Below are 15,375 nucleotides of genomic sequence, written 5' to 3' on the forward strand. Positions count from 1 at the left end.
CAATCGATGCATCTGCATCGAGAATGGTGCCGGGGTTCGATGAGGGGAGGCGGCCATGAGCCGACGGGCGAATGCGGTGACCGCGTGGGAATCGCTGTTCAGGGCGCAGGTCGACGTCATGCGCACCCTCGCCGCGGAGTTCCCGACCAAGGACATCTCGTTCAACGAGTACGACGTGATGTTCAACCTCACCCGCCAGCCCGATCGGGAACTGCGCCTGCGTGACCTGAACAAGCACGTTCTGCTGACCCAGCCGAGCGTCAGCCGACTCGTCGACCGCCTCGTCGCGCGTGGGCTCGTCGCCAAATGCCCGGAGCCGAACGATGGACGCGGAACGATCATCCGCCTCACCGACGACGGCTACGACCTGTTCCGCCGGGTCGCCGTAGAGCACATGAAGACCATCGACGCACGCGTCGGCGGTCGCCTCGACCAGGACGAACTGGACCGCCTCACGGAGCTCTGCGACAAACTGCGCAGCCCCGGCTGACGGCGGACGCGAAGTCTCCACCGACCGGCGATCTCCGGCTTTCGTCCAGAGGTTCGACGCGTATCATGACGCCATGAAGTCTCCGGAACGTACACGTTGGGGCGTGGCTGGAGCAGCGGCGGGGTTCCTCGCACTGAGCGTTGTTGCAGGAATTCTCGCCGCTGCTGCCGTCACGCCCGCCGTCGCACTCACCGGCACTGCAGCCGACGACACCATCGGGGTGTTCGACGGCCTGCCCGAATACATCAAGGTCGAGCCGCTCGCGCAGGCGTCGACGATGTACGCGACCAAGGGTGGCAAATCGGTCCCTATCGCCACGTTCTACTCGCAGAACCGTGTCGAAGTGGGCTGGGACGACATCGCCCAGACCATGAAGGATGCGGCCATCGCAACCGAGGACCCGCGCTTCTACGATCACGGCGGCATCGACGTGACCGGCACCATCCGCGGGGCGCTCCTGACTGCTCTCCACAAGGATGTGCAGGGCGGTTCGTCGATCACCCAGCAGTACGTCAAGAACATCCTCGTCCAGCGGTGCGAGAACAAGCAGGTCGATGTGACCGCGACCGCGGCCGTGCAGAAGAAGCAGCTGGCGGACTATCAGGCGTGCTATTACGACGCTACGCAGGTCGACCCGGTGCGCAAGCTGAAGGAGATGCGCTACGCGATCGGGCTCGAGAAGGAGTACAGCAAGAACCAGATCCTGCAGAGCTATCTCAACATCGCGCTCTTCGGCGGCAGGGTCTACGGAGTCCAGTCGGCGGCCTCCTACTACTTCGGAGTCTCTGCGAAAACTCTCAACCTCCAGCAGGCCGCAACGCTGGTCGCGATCCTGAACAATCCGGACAACCTGCGCATCGACCAGCCGACAAGCACCGACAACGGGGCGAAGAACGGCTACGCGCTCACGCTCGAGCGGCGCAACTACGTGCTCAACCGCATGCTCGCGAACGGCAAGATCACGAAGGCCGAGCACGACGCAGCGGTCGCGACCAAGATCCAGCCGAAGATCACTCCCGTGCAGAACGGCTGCATGACCGCCCAACAGTACAGCGCGGCGTTCTTCTGCGACTACGTGCAGCGGATCATCCAGCAGGATCCGATCTTCGGGGCGACATCGGATGCGCGCACGCTGTTCCTGAACCGCGGCGGCCTCAAGATCTTCACCACCCTCAACCTGGACCTGCAGGCGGTGTCGCAGCACGCATTGAGCAGCTACATCCCGCCGACCAGCCCCAATCTCGACCTGGGCGCGTCGAACGTGTCGACCGAGGTCGGCACCGGTCGCGTCATCACGATGGTCCAGAACAGGGCGTACAACAACACCGCGGCTCCGCCGCCGGGAACGACCGCGGTCAACTACAACACCGACTACGCCTACGGCGGCTCGGAAGGCTTCCAGACCGGTTCGTCCTACAAGGCCTACGACCTCCTCGAATGGCTGAAGGAAGGCCACTCGCTCTACGAGGTCATCGACGCGACGCACCACACTTTCGCGCAGACCTCGTTCCACGAGAGCGACCCGTGCAACGACATCGGCGGATCCCCATGGAACGTCGCGAACGACGAGGGCGAGTCCGTCTCGCGGATCAACGTCATGAACGCGACCGCCCAGTCCGTGAACTCCGCCTTCGCGATGATGGCGACGAAACTCGACCTCTGCGGCATCAAGGAAGGCGCACAGGCACTCGGCGTGCATGGCGCGGACGAGCAGGCGAACCCCTACATGGCGAACCCGTCCTCGGTGCTGGGCACGAACTACATCGCGCCGCTCACTATGGCGACCGCCTATGCGGGCATTGCGAACCACGGAGTCGCGTGCAGCCCGGTCGCGATCGACAAGATCATCGCCGCCGACGGCACCCCCCACGCCGTTCCGAAGACGAAATGCAACACGACGAATCCCATCGATCCGGCTGTCGCGGCGGCGGCGATCTATGCGCTGCAGGGCGTTCTGCGCGGGGGCGGCACGGCTGCTTCGGCGAACCCGGGAGACGGCATTCCGATCTTCGGCAAGACCGGCACGACCGACAACTCCCTCGAGAACTGGCTCGTCACCTCGACGACCAAGATCGCGCAGGCGACCTGGGTCGGCAACGTCGAGGGCGCTGTCGCGCTCCGCAGCCAGTCGTTCCAGGGTGTCGGTGGCGGAGACGTGAAGTTCGCGATCGTGAAGCCGATCGCGGCAGCACTCAACGCCACCTACGGCGGAGCCGCCTTCCCGGCGGTCGACGGCAAATACCTGTTCAGGCCGGCACCGCCCAGAGCACCGACACCCACGGCGCCGACAGGACCGGGCGCGGGTGGAGGAACCGGCCACGGCGGCGGCCCTGCGCCCGGCCCCGGCCCCGGCGGTCCCGGCGGCGGCAAGGGCGGTGGAGGCGGAGGCGGTGGCGGCGGTCACTGACCCCCCGGCGTGGTGGCGATACGCGACTCCGTCGTGGCCTCGCCTATTGTTGACACGTGGGCCGAAATCCTGATCCGACCAGAAAACCAGAGCTCCTCGCTCAGATCCTCGATCATGTAGCGACCGAACCGCTGTCGCGGATGACCTTCCGGTCCTTAGCGACCGCGCTCGGCGTCAGCACGTACTCGTTCGTGTACCACTTCGGGTCCCGTCGGGAGATGATCGACGCCATCCTCGAGGAGAGCGTCCGCCTGCAGCAGGAGGTGCTGCAGGGCGTGGACATCCTCTCCTTCGACCGGCAGCAGCTCACCGCCTGGTACAAGGAAGCGTTCCGCTTCTCGCTCCGCGACGCCAACCGCACGGGCCTCCGGCTCCAGTTCGAGGCGGGGGCCCTCGAGGCCGTCGACCCCGACATCGGAACGCACATGACCGACGCATTCTCGAGTTGGCTCGCACTCATCGACAACTGGCTCGTCGATCACGGCGTCGAATCCGACCGGGCGACCACACTCGCCAACTGGATCGCGGACACGTCCCTCGGCCTTCACTTCGGCTACCTGATGACCGGCGACCGCGACCGCACGATTGCGGCGTTCGACGTGTTCATCGACGCCTTCATGCGCGAGGCACTCGGCGACTGAGACGTCAGCGGTCGGCGCTCGGTCAGCCGTGACGACCCGGTGTCGACCCGCTCAGCGGTCGGCAGGCTCCAGTACGCGAGCGAAGACCTGCGCCTGCCACGGGGCGAGGTGTCCGTCGGCCGCGGGGACCGCATCCGGAACGTTGCCGAGCACCAGCTCGGCACCCTCCCAGCCAGGAACGTCGGCTACGTCGTAGACAGCGGGCGAGCTGCTCAGGTTCGCCAGCACGAGCAGTTGGCGGTCGCCGAGCGTGCGCGTGTACGCGAAGACCGTCGGATGGTCGAACAGCACCATCTCGAGCGTCCCGTGCGAGACGACCCGGTCCCGATGCCGCAGTGCGATGAGCTCCCGGTAGTAGGCGAACACCGAATCGGCGTCATCGAGCTGGGCGGCGGCGTTGATCTCCCTGTAGTTCGGGTTGACCGCGATCCACGGTGAGCCGGTCGTGAAGCCGGCGTGCGCCGCATCCGTCCACTGCACGGGTGTACGCGCGTTGTCCCGACTGGTGATGCGGAGAGCGGCCAGCACATCGTCCGCCCGCGCGCCGAGCGCCCCGACCGCCTCGCTGTAGTGGTTCAGGGACTCGATGTCGCGGAAGTCGTGGATGCCCTCGAACGGAACGTTCGTCATCCCCAGCTCTTCGCCCTGGTAGATGTACGGCGTCCCGCGCTGCAGGTGCAGCACCGTGCCGAGCGCGGTCGCGGATTCCCGGCGGAGGCCGCCGTCGTCGCCGAACCGGCTCACGACGCGTGGCTGGTCGTGGTTGTTCCAGTAGAGGCTGTTCCAGCCGGAGTCGGCGAGACCGGCCTGCCAGCGCGCGAAGGACTGCTTGAGCTCGAGCACGCTGGACTCGCGGGCATCCCATTTTCCGCCGGGTCCGTGGTCGAGACCGACATGCTCGAACTGGAACACCATGTCCACTTCGGCACGCGCGGGGTCGGTGAAGAGCTGAGCGTCCGCGACGGTGACGCCCGGCATCTCGCCGACGGTCAGGTACTGTCCGTCGCGACCGGCGAAGACGCGCTCGTGCATCTCGTGCAGGAATTCGTGGATGCGCGGCCCTTGCCCGTAGAACGGGTAGCCGTCGCCGTACAGCGCGCCCGGCGGCACCACGCCGTCCGGCAGGTCGGGGACCTTCGAGATCAGGTTGATGACGTCCATCCGGAACCCGTCGACCCCACGGTCGAGCCACCACGTCATCATGGCGTAGACGGCGTCGCGCACCGCCGGGTTCTCCCAGTTCAGGTCGGGCTGCTTGCGGGAGAACAGATGCAGGTAGTACTCCCCGGACAGCTCGTCGAACTGCCAGGCCGAGCCCGAGAAGAAGGAGCCCCAGTTGTTCGGCTCGGCCCCGGGGTGCCCTCCGGTCATCCCCTCGCGGGGCGCGCGCCACCAGTACCAGTCACGCTTCGGGCTGTCGGGCCCGGACGACGACTCGACGAACCACGGATGCTCGTCGGAGGTGTGATTGACGACGAGGTCCATCACCAGTTTCATGCCGCGACGGTGCACCTCCGCCAGCAGGGCGTCGAAGTCGTCGAGCGTTCCGAAGAGCGGGTCGATGGCCTGGTAGTCGCTGATGTCGTACCCGTTGTCGTCGTGCGGCGACGCGTAGATCGGCGACAGCCAGATCACGTCGACGCCGAGCGCTTCGAGATGGTCGAGGTGCCCGATGATCCCGCGCAGGTCGCCGATGCCGTCGCCGTTCGCATCCGCGAAGCTGCGCGGGTAGATCTGGTAGACGACCGCGGAGCGCCACCACTGGTCGCCGGTCGGCGTCGGATGCTCGGGTGCGGTCGCCATAATCGTGTCGGTCATGCTACTCCGTCCGGGTCGAGGTCGATGAGGACGAGCTGCCAGGCGCCGGGAGCCGGAAGCGTTGCGGTCGCGTGGGTCCCGTCCGAGTGGACGGATACGTCGATCAGCCGGGGAGACCTGTCGGGATCGGCGACGCGGACGCGCGGAAGGACGCCTGCGACGACGCGGATCCGTAGTGTCGATTCCCCTGTGCCCCCGAACGGCTTCTTCTCGTTGTCCCATAAGGCGTCCGATTGGCCGGTCAGGTTGATGAGATGAACGACGAGTCCGTGCGGCGTCCGTGTGACGCGACGCCAGACGTGGCCGGGGACGGCGTCCTCATCCACGACGACATCGGCGAACGAGACATCGAGATCATCGTTGTACGCGCCGGCGTATGCGGACGTGACGTCTACGATTCCGGGATCGAGGAGGAGGGCATCGTGCTCGACCAGGAAGTCGTACCAACGCTGAAGCAACGCGGCCGTCGATTCCTCGACGACGTGGTTGCGCACATAGTACGGGTCGACGAGGATGCGGTCGGCCTCCCCGGCCAGGAGGTGAGTCGCCCCATGCGAGAAGAGGGTGGCCATGGTGAGCGAGGTAGCCCGGTCGGAAGAAGCGGCGTCGGCCTTGTCGTAGACGTGCTGGTAGGCAGCGATCACGACTGGTTTCCGACCGCCGGCCGCGCGTGCGCGAGACACGACGCGCGCCAGCGAGCCGAGTGAATCCTGCGGGTCCCAGACTTCGATGTAGACCGCATCCTGCGGGCTGGCCCCCGTCTTCCACGTGGGAAAGTCGTTGACGTTGTTGAAGACGAGCTGGGCATCGGGGAGGCGATCGCGGACCGCGCGGATGAGAACGTCGAACGATTCGGCGACATCCACCACCCGGCCGTCTGCGCGGCGCGCATGCTTCGGGTAGCCGTACTGGTCGAGATGGAAACCGTCGAACCCGACGCGTTCAGCGGATGCGGCGAGCTCCCCGGTGAAATGCTCGAGCCACGGTTGGGCGGCAGGGTCCACGATGAAGAGGAAGTCTCCGAGCGCATACGGGTCCCCCGAGCCGTCGAGCAGAGCGTGCTGGTTCCAGCCATCCCATTCGGCCGGACCGACAGCGTAGACGGCCGCGTAACCGAGTGCTCGCGCTCCGGCGTTACGCACGGCGACGGCAAGCGAGTGCACGGTCCTGAGCGAGACCGCCTGGCCGAGCGCGTCGTCGTACTCCTCGCCCCCGCCGAGGAGATCGGCGTGCCGGTAGGCCCAGTCGTAGAACTGCACATCCGTGAGGTGAAGACGGCGTACGGTGTCGGCAAGTCCCTGCGGGTCACGGCCCGGACGATAATCGACAGCGAAGCCGTAACGGACTCGTGCCCGCGGGTCATCCGTCACCTCGACGGCAGTGCGCGATCTTTTCGTACCGTCGGACCACTCCACCCCGTATCCGCCGGGATCGAGCTTTCCGAGCGACGCGATACCGGCGCCGACCGATCCCCAGCGACCCACCAGGTCGCCCAGACGCCAGAGCGTGATCTCGCCCGGCGAGGCGTCGCCCCGGACCTCGATCTCGACGACGTCGCTCGTCGCGAACCGGGACCGAACAGGCAGAAGCTGCACCGTCATCCCTTCACCGCGCCCGAGGTCAGCCCTTGCACGAAGTACCTCTGGAAGATGAGGAAGACGATGATCACGGGAACGATTGCGATCATCGATGCCGCGAACACGAGTCCCCATTGCGTAGCGTTCTGGCCTTGGAAGAGTCGGATGGCGATGGGCAACGTTCGTTTCTCCGGACTGTTGATGATGGTGAGCGCCCACGCGAACTCGTCCCAGCACGACAAGAAGGTGAAGATGGTGGCAGTGGCGAGCGCGGGCTTGGCGAGCGGGATGGCCAGACGCCAGTAGCGCGTCCACGCACCGGCACCGTCGACCTGCATCGCCTGGTCGAGCTCGCCCGGGATGGACGCGAAGAACCCACGAAGGAGAAACGTGTTGAGAGCCAGTGTCCCGGCTACATAGAACACGATCAGTCCTCCGAGCGAATCGATGAGTCCGAAGAATTTGGCGAGGACGAACTGCGGGATGATCAGCATCATGGCCGGCACGACGAGGCCGATCAGGAGGGCACGGAAGATCCATTCGCGCCCGGGGAAGCGGAAGCGCGCAAAGCCGTACGCCATCATCGAGCTGATCAGTATCGAGAGCGCCGTCGAAATGAGGGCGACGATGACCGAGTTGAGAAAATACAGGGCGAAGTTCTCTGTCGTGAGCGCCTGCGTGTAGTTGGCTGTCGTCGCAGGGTTGGGAATGAACTGCGGCGGCGTCGTGAGCACGTAGGCCTGGCTCTTGAAGCTGGTCGACAGCATGTAGAGGAACGGCGTCACCATGACGAACGCGCCCACCACCAGTATCGCTATCCGCACGGTACTGCCGAGCCTGCGCTGGACTGTCGCATTCATGCGAGCTCCTCCCCGCTGCGGTCGCGGAAGACCCTCAACTGGACGATCGCAAGGACGAAGACGATCACAGCAAGGATCACGGCGAGGGCGGAGCCGTAGCCGAAGTCGAGATAGCTGAAGGCCTGGTTGTACATGTAGGTGAGCACCACATCCGTCTGGCCCCCGGGACCGCCGCCTGTCATCACGAGGACCGACGTGAACACGTTGAACCCGCCGATGACGAGCATCACCGTGACGAAGAGCATCGCGGGCCAGATCGCAGGGATGGTCACCGCGCGGAATCGCTGCCAGCGAGATGCCCCGTCCACGGTGGCCGCTTCCTCGAGCGACTGCGGTACGCCCTGGAGGGCCGCGAGGAAGATCATCATCGACCAGCCGATTCCTTTCCAGACGCCGAGCGCGCAGATAGCGACGAGGGCGGTCCAGCGCCCCGAGAGCCACGACACGTCTCCGCTCGTGAGATGGAGGAAGTCGTGCAGAGTGAAGTTGACGAGGCCTCCGTCGGCGAAGAGGTACTTGAACAGGAGAGAGACGACAACCCAGCTGGTGACCACCGGAAGGTAGAACAGCACTCGGAAGACCGGCTGGGTGGGGCTCCTGCGCTTGAGCAGCGACGCTATGAAAAGGCCGAGGATGATCTGGGGTGGCACGGTGAAGAGCATGTAGATGCCGCTGTTGGCCAGGCTCAACCAGAAGTGGTCGTCCTGGAAGGCGCGCACGTAGTTGTCGAATCCGATGAACTGGCTCACCGCGCCCGCGACGATCTTCCAGTCGTAGAAACTCATCTGCACGGCCTGGACGATCGGGAAGAGGATGAGGACGCCGAACAGGATGACGCCGGGAGCGATGAAGAGGTAGGGGGTCGAAAGACTGCGCACGCGCGCCCAGGTGAGAGGTCTTCGCGCTTCACGCCGCGGCGCGACGGGGGCGAGCCCCGTCGCGCGCGCGGTGTGTTCCTTGGTAGTGGAGCTCACTGGACTGTTACTTCCCCTGCAGCAGGGGGTCGATCTGCTTCGCAGCGTTGGTCAGCGCGTCCTGCACACTCGTCGACCCGGCGAAGGCCGGCGTGAGCGCAGCGGACAGGATGCCGTCGACCTTCGCCCCCTGGGGGATCGCCAGACGCGATTTGGCTGTCTTCAGCTGGTCGGAGAACGTCGTGAAGTAGGGGTCGATCGCAGCTTGTTTGTCGGCGAAAGCGGGGATGACTGTCATCTGACCAGTCTTCGCCATCTCGATCTGGAACTGTTCGGATTGGGTGAAGCGAATGAACTTCTCCGCCGCAGCCTGGTACTTCGACGACGCCGTTAGCACGATGCTCTCGCCGCCGACAACACTGATCGACCCGCCGTCCCCTGCGGGAACCGGCGCATAGATGGGCTTGAACGCAGGGTATTGGCCTGCCCAGATGCCCTTCATCCACGGACCGTCGAGGATGTTCGCGTATTTGCCGGCCGGAAGTCCATCCGATGTCGATGTCGCGCCCTGATTACCTGTGATCAGGTTGGGGATCTGTCCCTCCTTGTAGAGGTCGACCAACATCTGCACCGCCGCCACCGACTTCGGCCCGTCGAGGTAGCCGCTCGCCTTGGTCAGGCTCGCGTTCGTGACCTCGCCGCCGCCCGACCAGATCCATGGGAAGACGTTCCATCCACCGAGGCCGCTGTCTGCGAAGACCGACATGCCCGTCCCTTTGAGCTTCGCAGCCATCTGGGTAAGCGCGTCGAAGGTCGCGGGCGGCTGGCTCATACCTGCCGCGTCGAGCGCTTTCTGCGAGGTGATGAGGACACGAGTGTTGGTATCGAGCGGGAGTCCGTAGTACTTGCCATTGAACTTGTTCGTCGAGAGTGTTCCCGGATAGGTGGCCTTCGACAGTGTGCCGAAGTCGTTCATCGATTGGGAGAGCGGAACCAGCACACCGAGCTGGGCGAGCTGCGGAACCCAGCCGATGTCCGAGCGGACGAGGTCGGGAAGGGCCCCGCCCGCCGCGCTCGTCGTGAGCTTCTGGAGCAGGCTGTCATACGGGATGTCGACGTACTTGACCTTGATCCCGGGATTCGCCTTCTCGAAGGCGGGAATCAGGGACTTGTCGAGCGCGTCCTGCTGGGTCGAGTTTCCCCCGTTGCCGTATGAGCCCCAGAAGGTCACGGTGACCGGGTGCTGCGCGGACCCGTCGCTCGGCGATGATGTCGACGAGCATCCGGCGGCGAGCAGCGCGATGGATGCTGCCATCGCGGCTGCGGCCGCCAGGGCGGTGGAACGCTTCATTGCGATTCTCCTGTCGTGAGTGTGAAAGCAGTGCGCTCGGCGGGCGGAGCGCGGTGTCTTGGAATTAGTTTTACGTCAGAAAGAATTCGATGTCAACACCGAATCTTTCCCGGCTTTTAGCGTGCCTTTGTTTGATTGACGAAAAAAACCTCGTATGCCAAAGTAATCATGACCGTCGACGAGGAAGAGCCCAGCCGTGCGAATCGCAAACCCACCGTGGACACCCGATTCGGGTGCATCGCGCTCTGTCGCGCTCGAGGTTCTGATCAACGGTCCGATCTCACGAAGCGATATTGCACGCAAACTCGACCTGTCGCCGGGTTCCCTCACCCGGCTGAGCACTCCACTGATCGAAAGCGGTCTCCTCGTCGAAAAGGACGAGCTGGCTGACGGCCGCGCGGGGCGGCCATCGCGACCACTCGACGTCGTCGCCGCGTCCCACCACTTCATCGGGATGAAGCTGACCGCCGACGAACTCCTGGCGGTCGCGACCGATCTCAGGGCGAATGTGCTGTCCTCCGTCTCCACCCGACTCGCATCGCGGGAACCCGACAGCGTGGCGGACACGATCGCCGACGTCGCGATGCAACTCGCCCGAACCGTGCCGAACGTGACCGCCATCGGAATCGGCCTCGGTGGGCGTATCGCCGACAATTCCGTCGTCGCAAGCGCCGCGTTCCTCGAGTGGGAGGACATCCCGCTCGTCCAGATGGTCGAGGCCAGGACCGGAATTCCCACAATCATCGAGAACGACGTCGTTGCGTTCACGGAGGCTGAACATTGGTTCGGCTTCGGACGTGGTCTCGACAGGTTCGCAGTGATCACCCTGGGGGCCGGAATCGGATACGGGCTGGTCATCCACGATGAAATCGTCGCGGACGACGACTCCGGGATCGGCCTGGTCGGGCATTGGCCTCTCGACCCGTTCGGGCCGCTCTGTCCCGCAGGTCACCGGGGATGCGCACGGAGCGTACTCACGCAGGCGGCCATCATCCATGAAGTCGGCGCCGCACTCGGGCGGGACGTGTCCTACGACGAAGCGCTCGATCTCGCCGCAGCCGGGGAACCCGCCGCCCGCAGGGTCGTCGAAGACGCCGGCCGTGGCCTCGGTCGGCTGCTGGCCGCCGTGGCCAACCTCACACTCGCCCAGCGCATCGTCCTCGGAGGCGAGGGTGTGCGCCTGGTCGAAGTCGCCCGCTCCGCGATCGACGAAGGGATCGCAATCGATCGGGACCCGCGGGCTCGAACGCTCGATCTCGTCACGACACCGGGCGACAACACGGAATGGTGTCGGGGAGGGGCCGTGATCGCAATCCAAACGTACGTTCTCGGCACCCACCCCGGCGCTCTCGCGGATTGAGGCGTCCCCCTGGCCGCATCCGTGCCGGCCACCCGTTCGACGAACGAGCTGCGCACCCTGGCGGCCGACCCACCCCGCGGACGCCACCGCTCCCGGAGTAATGTCGCACACATGGGATTCGAAGGCTGGCCCGACGCGGCGCTCGACTTCTTCCGGGGTCTCGAGGCGGACAACTCGAAGGCGTACTGGACGGCGCACCGGGACGTCTACGACCGCGACGTGCTCGCCCCGATGCAGGCGCTCGTCGAAGAACTCGCGCCCGAATTCGGCGAGGGCAAGATCTTCCGGCCGTACCGGGACGTGCGCTTCAGCGCTGACAAGTCGCCGTACAAGACGGCCATCGGGGCACTCCTCGGCGGCCGGGGTTACGTGCACCTGTCCGGCTCCGGGCTCGGCGTCGGGGCGGGATCGCACACCATGGCACCCGACCAGCTGGCCCGGTATCGCGCGGCCGTCGACGACCAGGAGCGCGGCGAAGAGCTCGAGAAGGCCATCGCCGACGTCGAGTCCCTCGACATCCGGATCATCGTGCACGAGTCCCTTGCGTCGGCTCCGCGCGGCTATGCGAAGGACCACCCAAGGGTCGCGTTGCTGCGCAACAAGGACATCTCGGCCTGGCGCGAGTGGGAGCCGGAGCCCTGGCTGAACACGCCCGGCGCCGCCGACCGCATCGTCGGGTTCTTCCGCGACAGCCGCCCACTCACCGACTGGCTCGACGAGAACGTCGGGCCGACGACCCAGCAACGGAGCCGCTGAGCCGACCCCGACGGCACGAGCGCCCGCTAGCCTGAGACCCATGCTGACTCCTCCCGTCGCCGCCAAGAAGCCGACCGTGCGCGTCCATCACGGAGATGTGTACGTCGACGACTACGAGTGGCTGCGCGACAAAGAAGACCCGGCCGTTCTCGCCCACCTGCACGAGGAGAACGCCTACACCAACGCGCGCACCGAGCATCTCTCGTCGCTGCGGGAGCAGATCTTCGAGGAGATCAAGGGGCGCACTCTCGAGACCGACCTGAGCGTTCCCACCCGCGAGGGCGCCTGGTGGTACTACACGCGCACTGTCGAGGGCAGCCAGTACGGCATCCACTGTCGGGTGCCCGTGGCCGGCCCGGACGACTGGGAGCCGCCGGTGATCGATGAGGCGACCGCGGCGACCGGCCTCCCCGGGGAGCAGGTGCTGCTCGACGACAACGTCGAAGCCGAAGGTCACGAGTTCTACTCCCTGGGCAGCTTCGACATCAGCGCCGACGGCACACGCCTGCTGTTCGGAGTCGACACCGAGGGCGACGAGCGCTACACGCTGCGCATCCGTTCGCTCACCGGGGGCGGCGAGATCTTCCCCGACCTCATCGAGGGCACTGCGGGAGGCGCCCTGTTCGACCCGAGCGGGCACTACGTCTTCTACACGACGGTCGACGACGCCTGGCGCTCGGACACGGTCTGGCGCCACACGGTCGGCGTCGGGCCCGACCAGGAACCGGACGTGCAGGTCTTCCATGAGCCCGACGAGAAGTACTCGGTGGGCGTCGGACTCACCCGCAGTCGCGCGTTCCTCGTCATCGAGGCCGGTTCGAACATCACCAGCGAATCGTGGCTTCTCGCGGCCGACGACCCGACCGGCGAATTCCGCGTGGTGTGGCCCCGCACCGAGGGCGTCGAATACGACGTCGAGCACGCGGTCGTCGCCGGCGTCGACCGGCTCCTCATCGTGCACAACGAGGGCGCCGTCAACTTCGAGCTCGTCAGCGTTCCCGCGCACGACCCGCAGGGCCAGCGCCGCGTCCTCATCCCCCACAGCGCGCAGGTGCGCATCGAAGGGGTGGATGCGTTCCGCGACTTCGTCGCCGTCGAGTACCGGCGCGACGGGATGACTCGGGTGGCCGTGGCCTCCGTTCCGAGTGAAGGCGGCCCCCGCGACGACCGCCTTCACGAACTGACCTTCGACGAGGAACTGTTCACCGTCGGCGCCGGAGGCAACCCGGAGTGGAGCCAGCCGACCCTGCGGCTCGGCTACGGCAGCTTCGTCACGCCCTGGACCGTCTACGACTACGTCGTAGCCACCGGCGAGCTGCGGATGCGCAAACAGCAGCCGGTGCTCGGCGAGTTCGATCCCGACCTCTTCGTGCAGCGCCGCGAATGGGCGACGGCGGCCGACGGCACGCGCATCCCGATCTCCCTCGTCTACCGGCGCGACCTCGTCAGCACCGACGAGCCGGCGCCGCTGCTGCTGTACGGCTACGGGTCGTATGAGGCGAGCATGGACCCCACCTTCGGCATCGCGCGGCTCAGCCTGCTCGACCGCGGCATCATCTTCGCCATCGCGCACGTCCGCGGCGGCGGCGAGCTGGGCCGCACCTGGTACGAGCATGGCAAGCTGATGCACAAGCGCAACACGTTCACCGATTTCGTGGAAGCGGCTCGCCACCTGATCGACACCGGCATCACCGCTCCCGACCGCCTCGTCGCCCAGGGCGGAAGCGCGGGCGGACTCCTGATGGGTGCCGTCGCGAACCTCGCGCCCAAGTACTTCGCCGGCATTCTCGCCGAGGTGCCGTTCGTCGACCCGCTGACGACGATCCTCGACCCGTCGCTCCCGCTGACCGTCACCGAATGGGACGAGTGGGGCGATCCGCTGCACGACCCGGAGGTGTACCGCTACATGAAGTCGTACTCGCCGCTCGAGAACGTGCACGAGACGCACTATCCGCGCATCCTCGTCGTCACCAGCCTCAACGACACCCGCGTCTACTTCGTCGAGCCGGCCAAATGGGTCGCAAAGCTGCGCGAGGTGGGGGCGGATGCGCTGCTCAAGACGGAGATGGCGGCCGGCCACGGCGGGGTTTCCGGGCGGTACAACGCGTGGCGGGAGCGGGCGTTCTCATACGCGTGGGTGGTGGATGCGCTGGGCGCGCATCCGACCGCCGAATAGCACCTCAGCCCAGGTCGTCGGGGTCCTTGCCGGTGCGGTAGCCGGAGTCGAGTGTGGCGATGACCGCGAGGTCGTCACCGTCGAGGGCGAAGCCGAACACGTCGAAGTTCTCGCGGATGCGCGCAGGGGTCTGCGACTTCGGGATCACCACGTCGCCCAGCTGTAGGTGCCAGCGGATGACGACCTGCGCCGACGTCACGCCGTGCTTGCGCGCGATGCGGGCGAGGGGCTCGTTGTCGAGGATGCGCCCCCGGGCGAGCGGAGACCACGCCTCGGTCGCGATGCCGCGCGCGGCGTCGTAGGCACGCACATCCCGCTGCTGCAGCCACGGGTGCAGTTCCACCTGGTTGAGCGCGGGCGTCGTCGCCGTCTCGCGCGCGAGCCGGTCGAGGTGATGGATGTGGAAGTTGGCGACCCCGATGGACCGCGCGCGCCCGTCGGCGTGCACCCGCTCGAGCGCACGCCACGTGTCGACGTAGCGGTCCTGGGCCGGCGCAGGCCAGTGGATCAGGAAGAGGTCGACGTAGTCGAAGCCGAGCCGTTCGAGGCTGGCGTCGAACGAGCGCAGGGTGCTGTCGTAGCCGTTCTCGGTCCACCACACCTTCGTCGTGACGTAGACGTCCGCGCGGGCGAGCCCGCTGCGCCGGACGCCGTCGCCGACACCGCGTTCGTTCTCATAGAAGGCGGCGGTGTCGATGTGCCGGTAGCCGGTCTCGAGGGCGAATTCGACCGCATCCGCCGTCTGCTCGTCGCCGATCTTGTACACGCCGAAACCCAGCTGGGGGATGGTGTTCCCGTCGTTGAGCACCACCTCAGGAACATCGGCCATGGACTCATTCTTCCAGCTCCATTCCCTCGCGAGCGCAGCTCGCTCGGCGCTGGCGTCGCGGCGCCGCAGTGCGGCGCTTCCAGCTCCAGCGCCGACCCTCGCGAGCGCAGCTCGCTCGGCGCTGGCGTCGCGGCGCCGCAGTGCGGCGCTTCCAGCTCCAGCGCGCAAGTGTGAACTCGCTGGCAATCGGGCGAAC

12 protein-coding genes are annotated in these 15,375 nt (G+C 66.3%); 6 read left to right on the forward strand and 6 right to left on the reverse strand.

The window, feature by feature from the left end; translation table 11 throughout:
* The first annotated feature begins 55 nt into the window (after positions 1 to 55).
* The 3 genes from ACV7NN_RS08325 (at position 56) to ACV7NN_RS08335 (ending at position 3,538) form a co-directional block, all read left to right on the forward strand.
* Positions 56 to 490 (forward strand): MarR family winged helix-turn-helix transcriptional regulator, encoded by a 435-nt coding sequence (locus tag ACV7NN_RS08325; RefSeq protein ID WP_463349100.1) that lies wholly within the window; start codon positions 56 to 58, stop codon positions 488 to 490.
* Between the two features lie 103 nt (positions 491 to 593).
* Complete coding sequence (locus ACV7NN_RS08330) at positions 594 to 2,897, forward strand: transglycosylase domain-containing protein (protein ID WP_463349101.1); 2,304 nt, start codon at positions 594 to 596, stop codon at positions 2,895 to 2,897.
* A gap of 56 nt (positions 2,898 to 2,953) precedes the next feature.
* Positions 2,954 to 3,538, forward strand: coding sequence for a TetR/AcrR family transcriptional regulator (locus ACV7NN_RS08335; RefSeq protein WP_463349103.1), 585 nt, complete (start codon positions 2,954 to 2,956; stop codon positions 3,536 to 3,538).
* A gap of 51 nt (positions 3,539 to 3,589) precedes the next feature.
* On the opposite strand, the gene ACV7NN_RS08340 is transcribed toward ACV7NN_RS08335, so the two are convergent.
* From ACV7NN_RS08340 to ACV7NN_RS08360, 5 genes are read right to left on the reverse strand one after another with little or no spacing between them, the layout of a single operon-like run.
* Entirely contained in the window at positions 3,590 to 5,356 is a 1,767-nt protein-coding gene (locus ACV7NN_RS08340) for an alpha-glucosidase (RefSeq protein ID WP_463349104.1), read from the reverse strand.
* Positions 5,353 to 6,957 carry a glycoside hydrolase family 66 protein gene (locus ACV7NN_RS08345; protein ID WP_463349105.1) on the reverse strand — a complete coding sequence of 535 codons (1,605 nt, stop codon included), beginning with the start codon at positions 6,955 to 6,957 and terminating at the stop codon, positions 5,353 to 5,355. The genes ACV7NN_RS08340 and ACV7NN_RS08345 overlap by 4 nt, the downstream gene beginning before the upstream one ends.
* Complete coding sequence (locus tag ACV7NN_RS08350; RefSeq protein ID WP_463349106.1) at positions 6,954 to 7,793, reverse strand: carbohydrate ABC transporter permease; 840 nt, start codon at positions 7,791 to 7,793, stop codon at positions 6,954 to 6,956. Before ACV7NN_RS08350 ends, ACV7NN_RS08345 begins: the two co-directional genes overlap by 4 nt.
* Positions 7,790 to 8,767: a carbohydrate ABC transporter permease gene (locus ACV7NN_RS08355; RefSeq protein WP_463349107.1), complete on the reverse strand. Its 978-nt coding sequence runs from the start codon at positions 8,765 to 8,767 to the stop codon at positions 7,790 to 7,792. Before ACV7NN_RS08355 ends, ACV7NN_RS08350 begins: the two co-directional genes overlap by 4 nt.
* Positions 8,768 to 8,774: 7 nt before the next feature.
* On the reverse strand, positions 8,775 to 10,058 hold the full coding sequence (locus ACV7NN_RS08360) for an extracellular solute-binding protein (RefSeq protein ID WP_463349108.1): 1,284 nt from the start codon (positions 10,056 to 10,058) through the stop codon (positions 8,775 to 8,777).
* Positions 10,059 to 10,254: 196 nt separating this feature from the next.
* Here ACV7NN_RS08360 and ACV7NN_RS08365 point away from each other — a divergent pair, with 196 nt between their 5' ends.
* From ACV7NN_RS08365 to ACV7NN_RS08375, 3 genes are all read left to right on the forward strand, one after another.
* Positions 10,255 to 11,418 carry an ROK family protein gene (locus ACV7NN_RS08365; RefSeq protein WP_463349109.1) on the forward strand — a complete coding sequence of 388 codons (1,164 nt, stop codon included), beginning with the start codon at positions 10,255 to 10,257 and terminating at the stop codon, positions 11,416 to 11,418.
* 111 nt (positions 11,419 to 11,529) lie between these two features.
* Positions 11,530 to 12,174 carry a DUF2461 domain-containing protein gene (locus ACV7NN_RS08370; protein ID WP_463349110.1) on the forward strand — a complete coding sequence of 215 codons (645 nt, stop codon included), beginning with the start codon at positions 11,530 to 11,532 and terminating at the stop codon, positions 12,172 to 12,174.
* A 40-nt stretch (positions 12,175 to 12,214) separates the two neighbouring features.
* On the forward strand, positions 12,215 to 14,350 hold the full coding sequence (locus ACV7NN_RS08375) for a S9 family peptidase (RefSeq protein WP_463349111.1): 2,136 nt from the start codon (positions 12,215 to 12,217) through the stop codon (positions 14,348 to 14,350).
* A 4-nt stretch (positions 14,351 to 14,354) separates the two neighbouring features.
* On the opposite strand, the gene ACV7NN_RS08380 is transcribed toward ACV7NN_RS08375, so the two are convergent.
* Positions 14,355 to 15,179: an aldo/keto reductase gene (locus ACV7NN_RS08380; protein ID WP_463349112.1), complete on the reverse strand. Its 825-nt coding sequence runs from the start codon at positions 15,177 to 15,179 to the stop codon at positions 14,355 to 14,357.
* Between the last annotated feature and the right edge of the window lie 196 nt (positions 15,180 to 15,375).

The sequence above is a fragment of the Leifsonia sp. Ger2509 genome (assembly GCF_055231915.1).

What these genes read in the sequence shown, in the direction of transcription:
- ACV7NN_RS08325 (WP_463349100.1), top strand. Translation starts at nt 56, where the DNA reads ATGAGCCGACGGGCGAATGCGGTGACCGCGTGGGAATCGCTGTTCAGG.
- ACV7NN_RS08340 (WP_463349104.1), bottom strand. Translation starts at nt 5,356, where the DNA reads ATGACCGACACGATTATGGCGACCGCACCCGAGCATCCGACGCCGACC.
- ACV7NN_RS08345 (WP_463349105.1), bottom strand. Translation starts at nt 6,957, where the DNA reads ATGACGGTGCAGCTTCTGCCTGTTCGGTCCCGGTTCGCGACGAGCGAC.
- ACV7NN_RS08350 (WP_463349106.1), bottom strand. Translation starts at nt 7,793, where the DNA reads ATGAATGCGACAGTCCAGCGCAGGCTCGGCAGTACCGTGCGGATAGCG.
- ACV7NN_RS08360 (WP_463349108.1), bottom strand. Translation starts at nt 10,058, where the DNA reads ATGAAGCGTTCCACCGCCCTGGCGGCCGCAGCCGCGATGGCAGCATCC.
- ACV7NN_RS08370 (WP_463349110.1), top strand. Translation starts at nt 11,530, where the DNA reads ATGGGATTCGAAGGCTGGCCCGACGCGGCGCTCGACTTCTTCCGGGGT.
- ACV7NN_RS08375 (WP_463349111.1), top strand. Translation starts at nt 12,215, where the DNA reads ATGCTGACTCCTCCCGTCGCCGCCAAGAAGCCGACCGTGCGCGTCCAT.
- ACV7NN_RS08380 (WP_463349112.1), bottom strand. Translation starts at nt 15,179, where the DNA reads ATGGCCGATGTTCCTGAGGTGGTGCTCAACGACGGGAACACCATCCCC.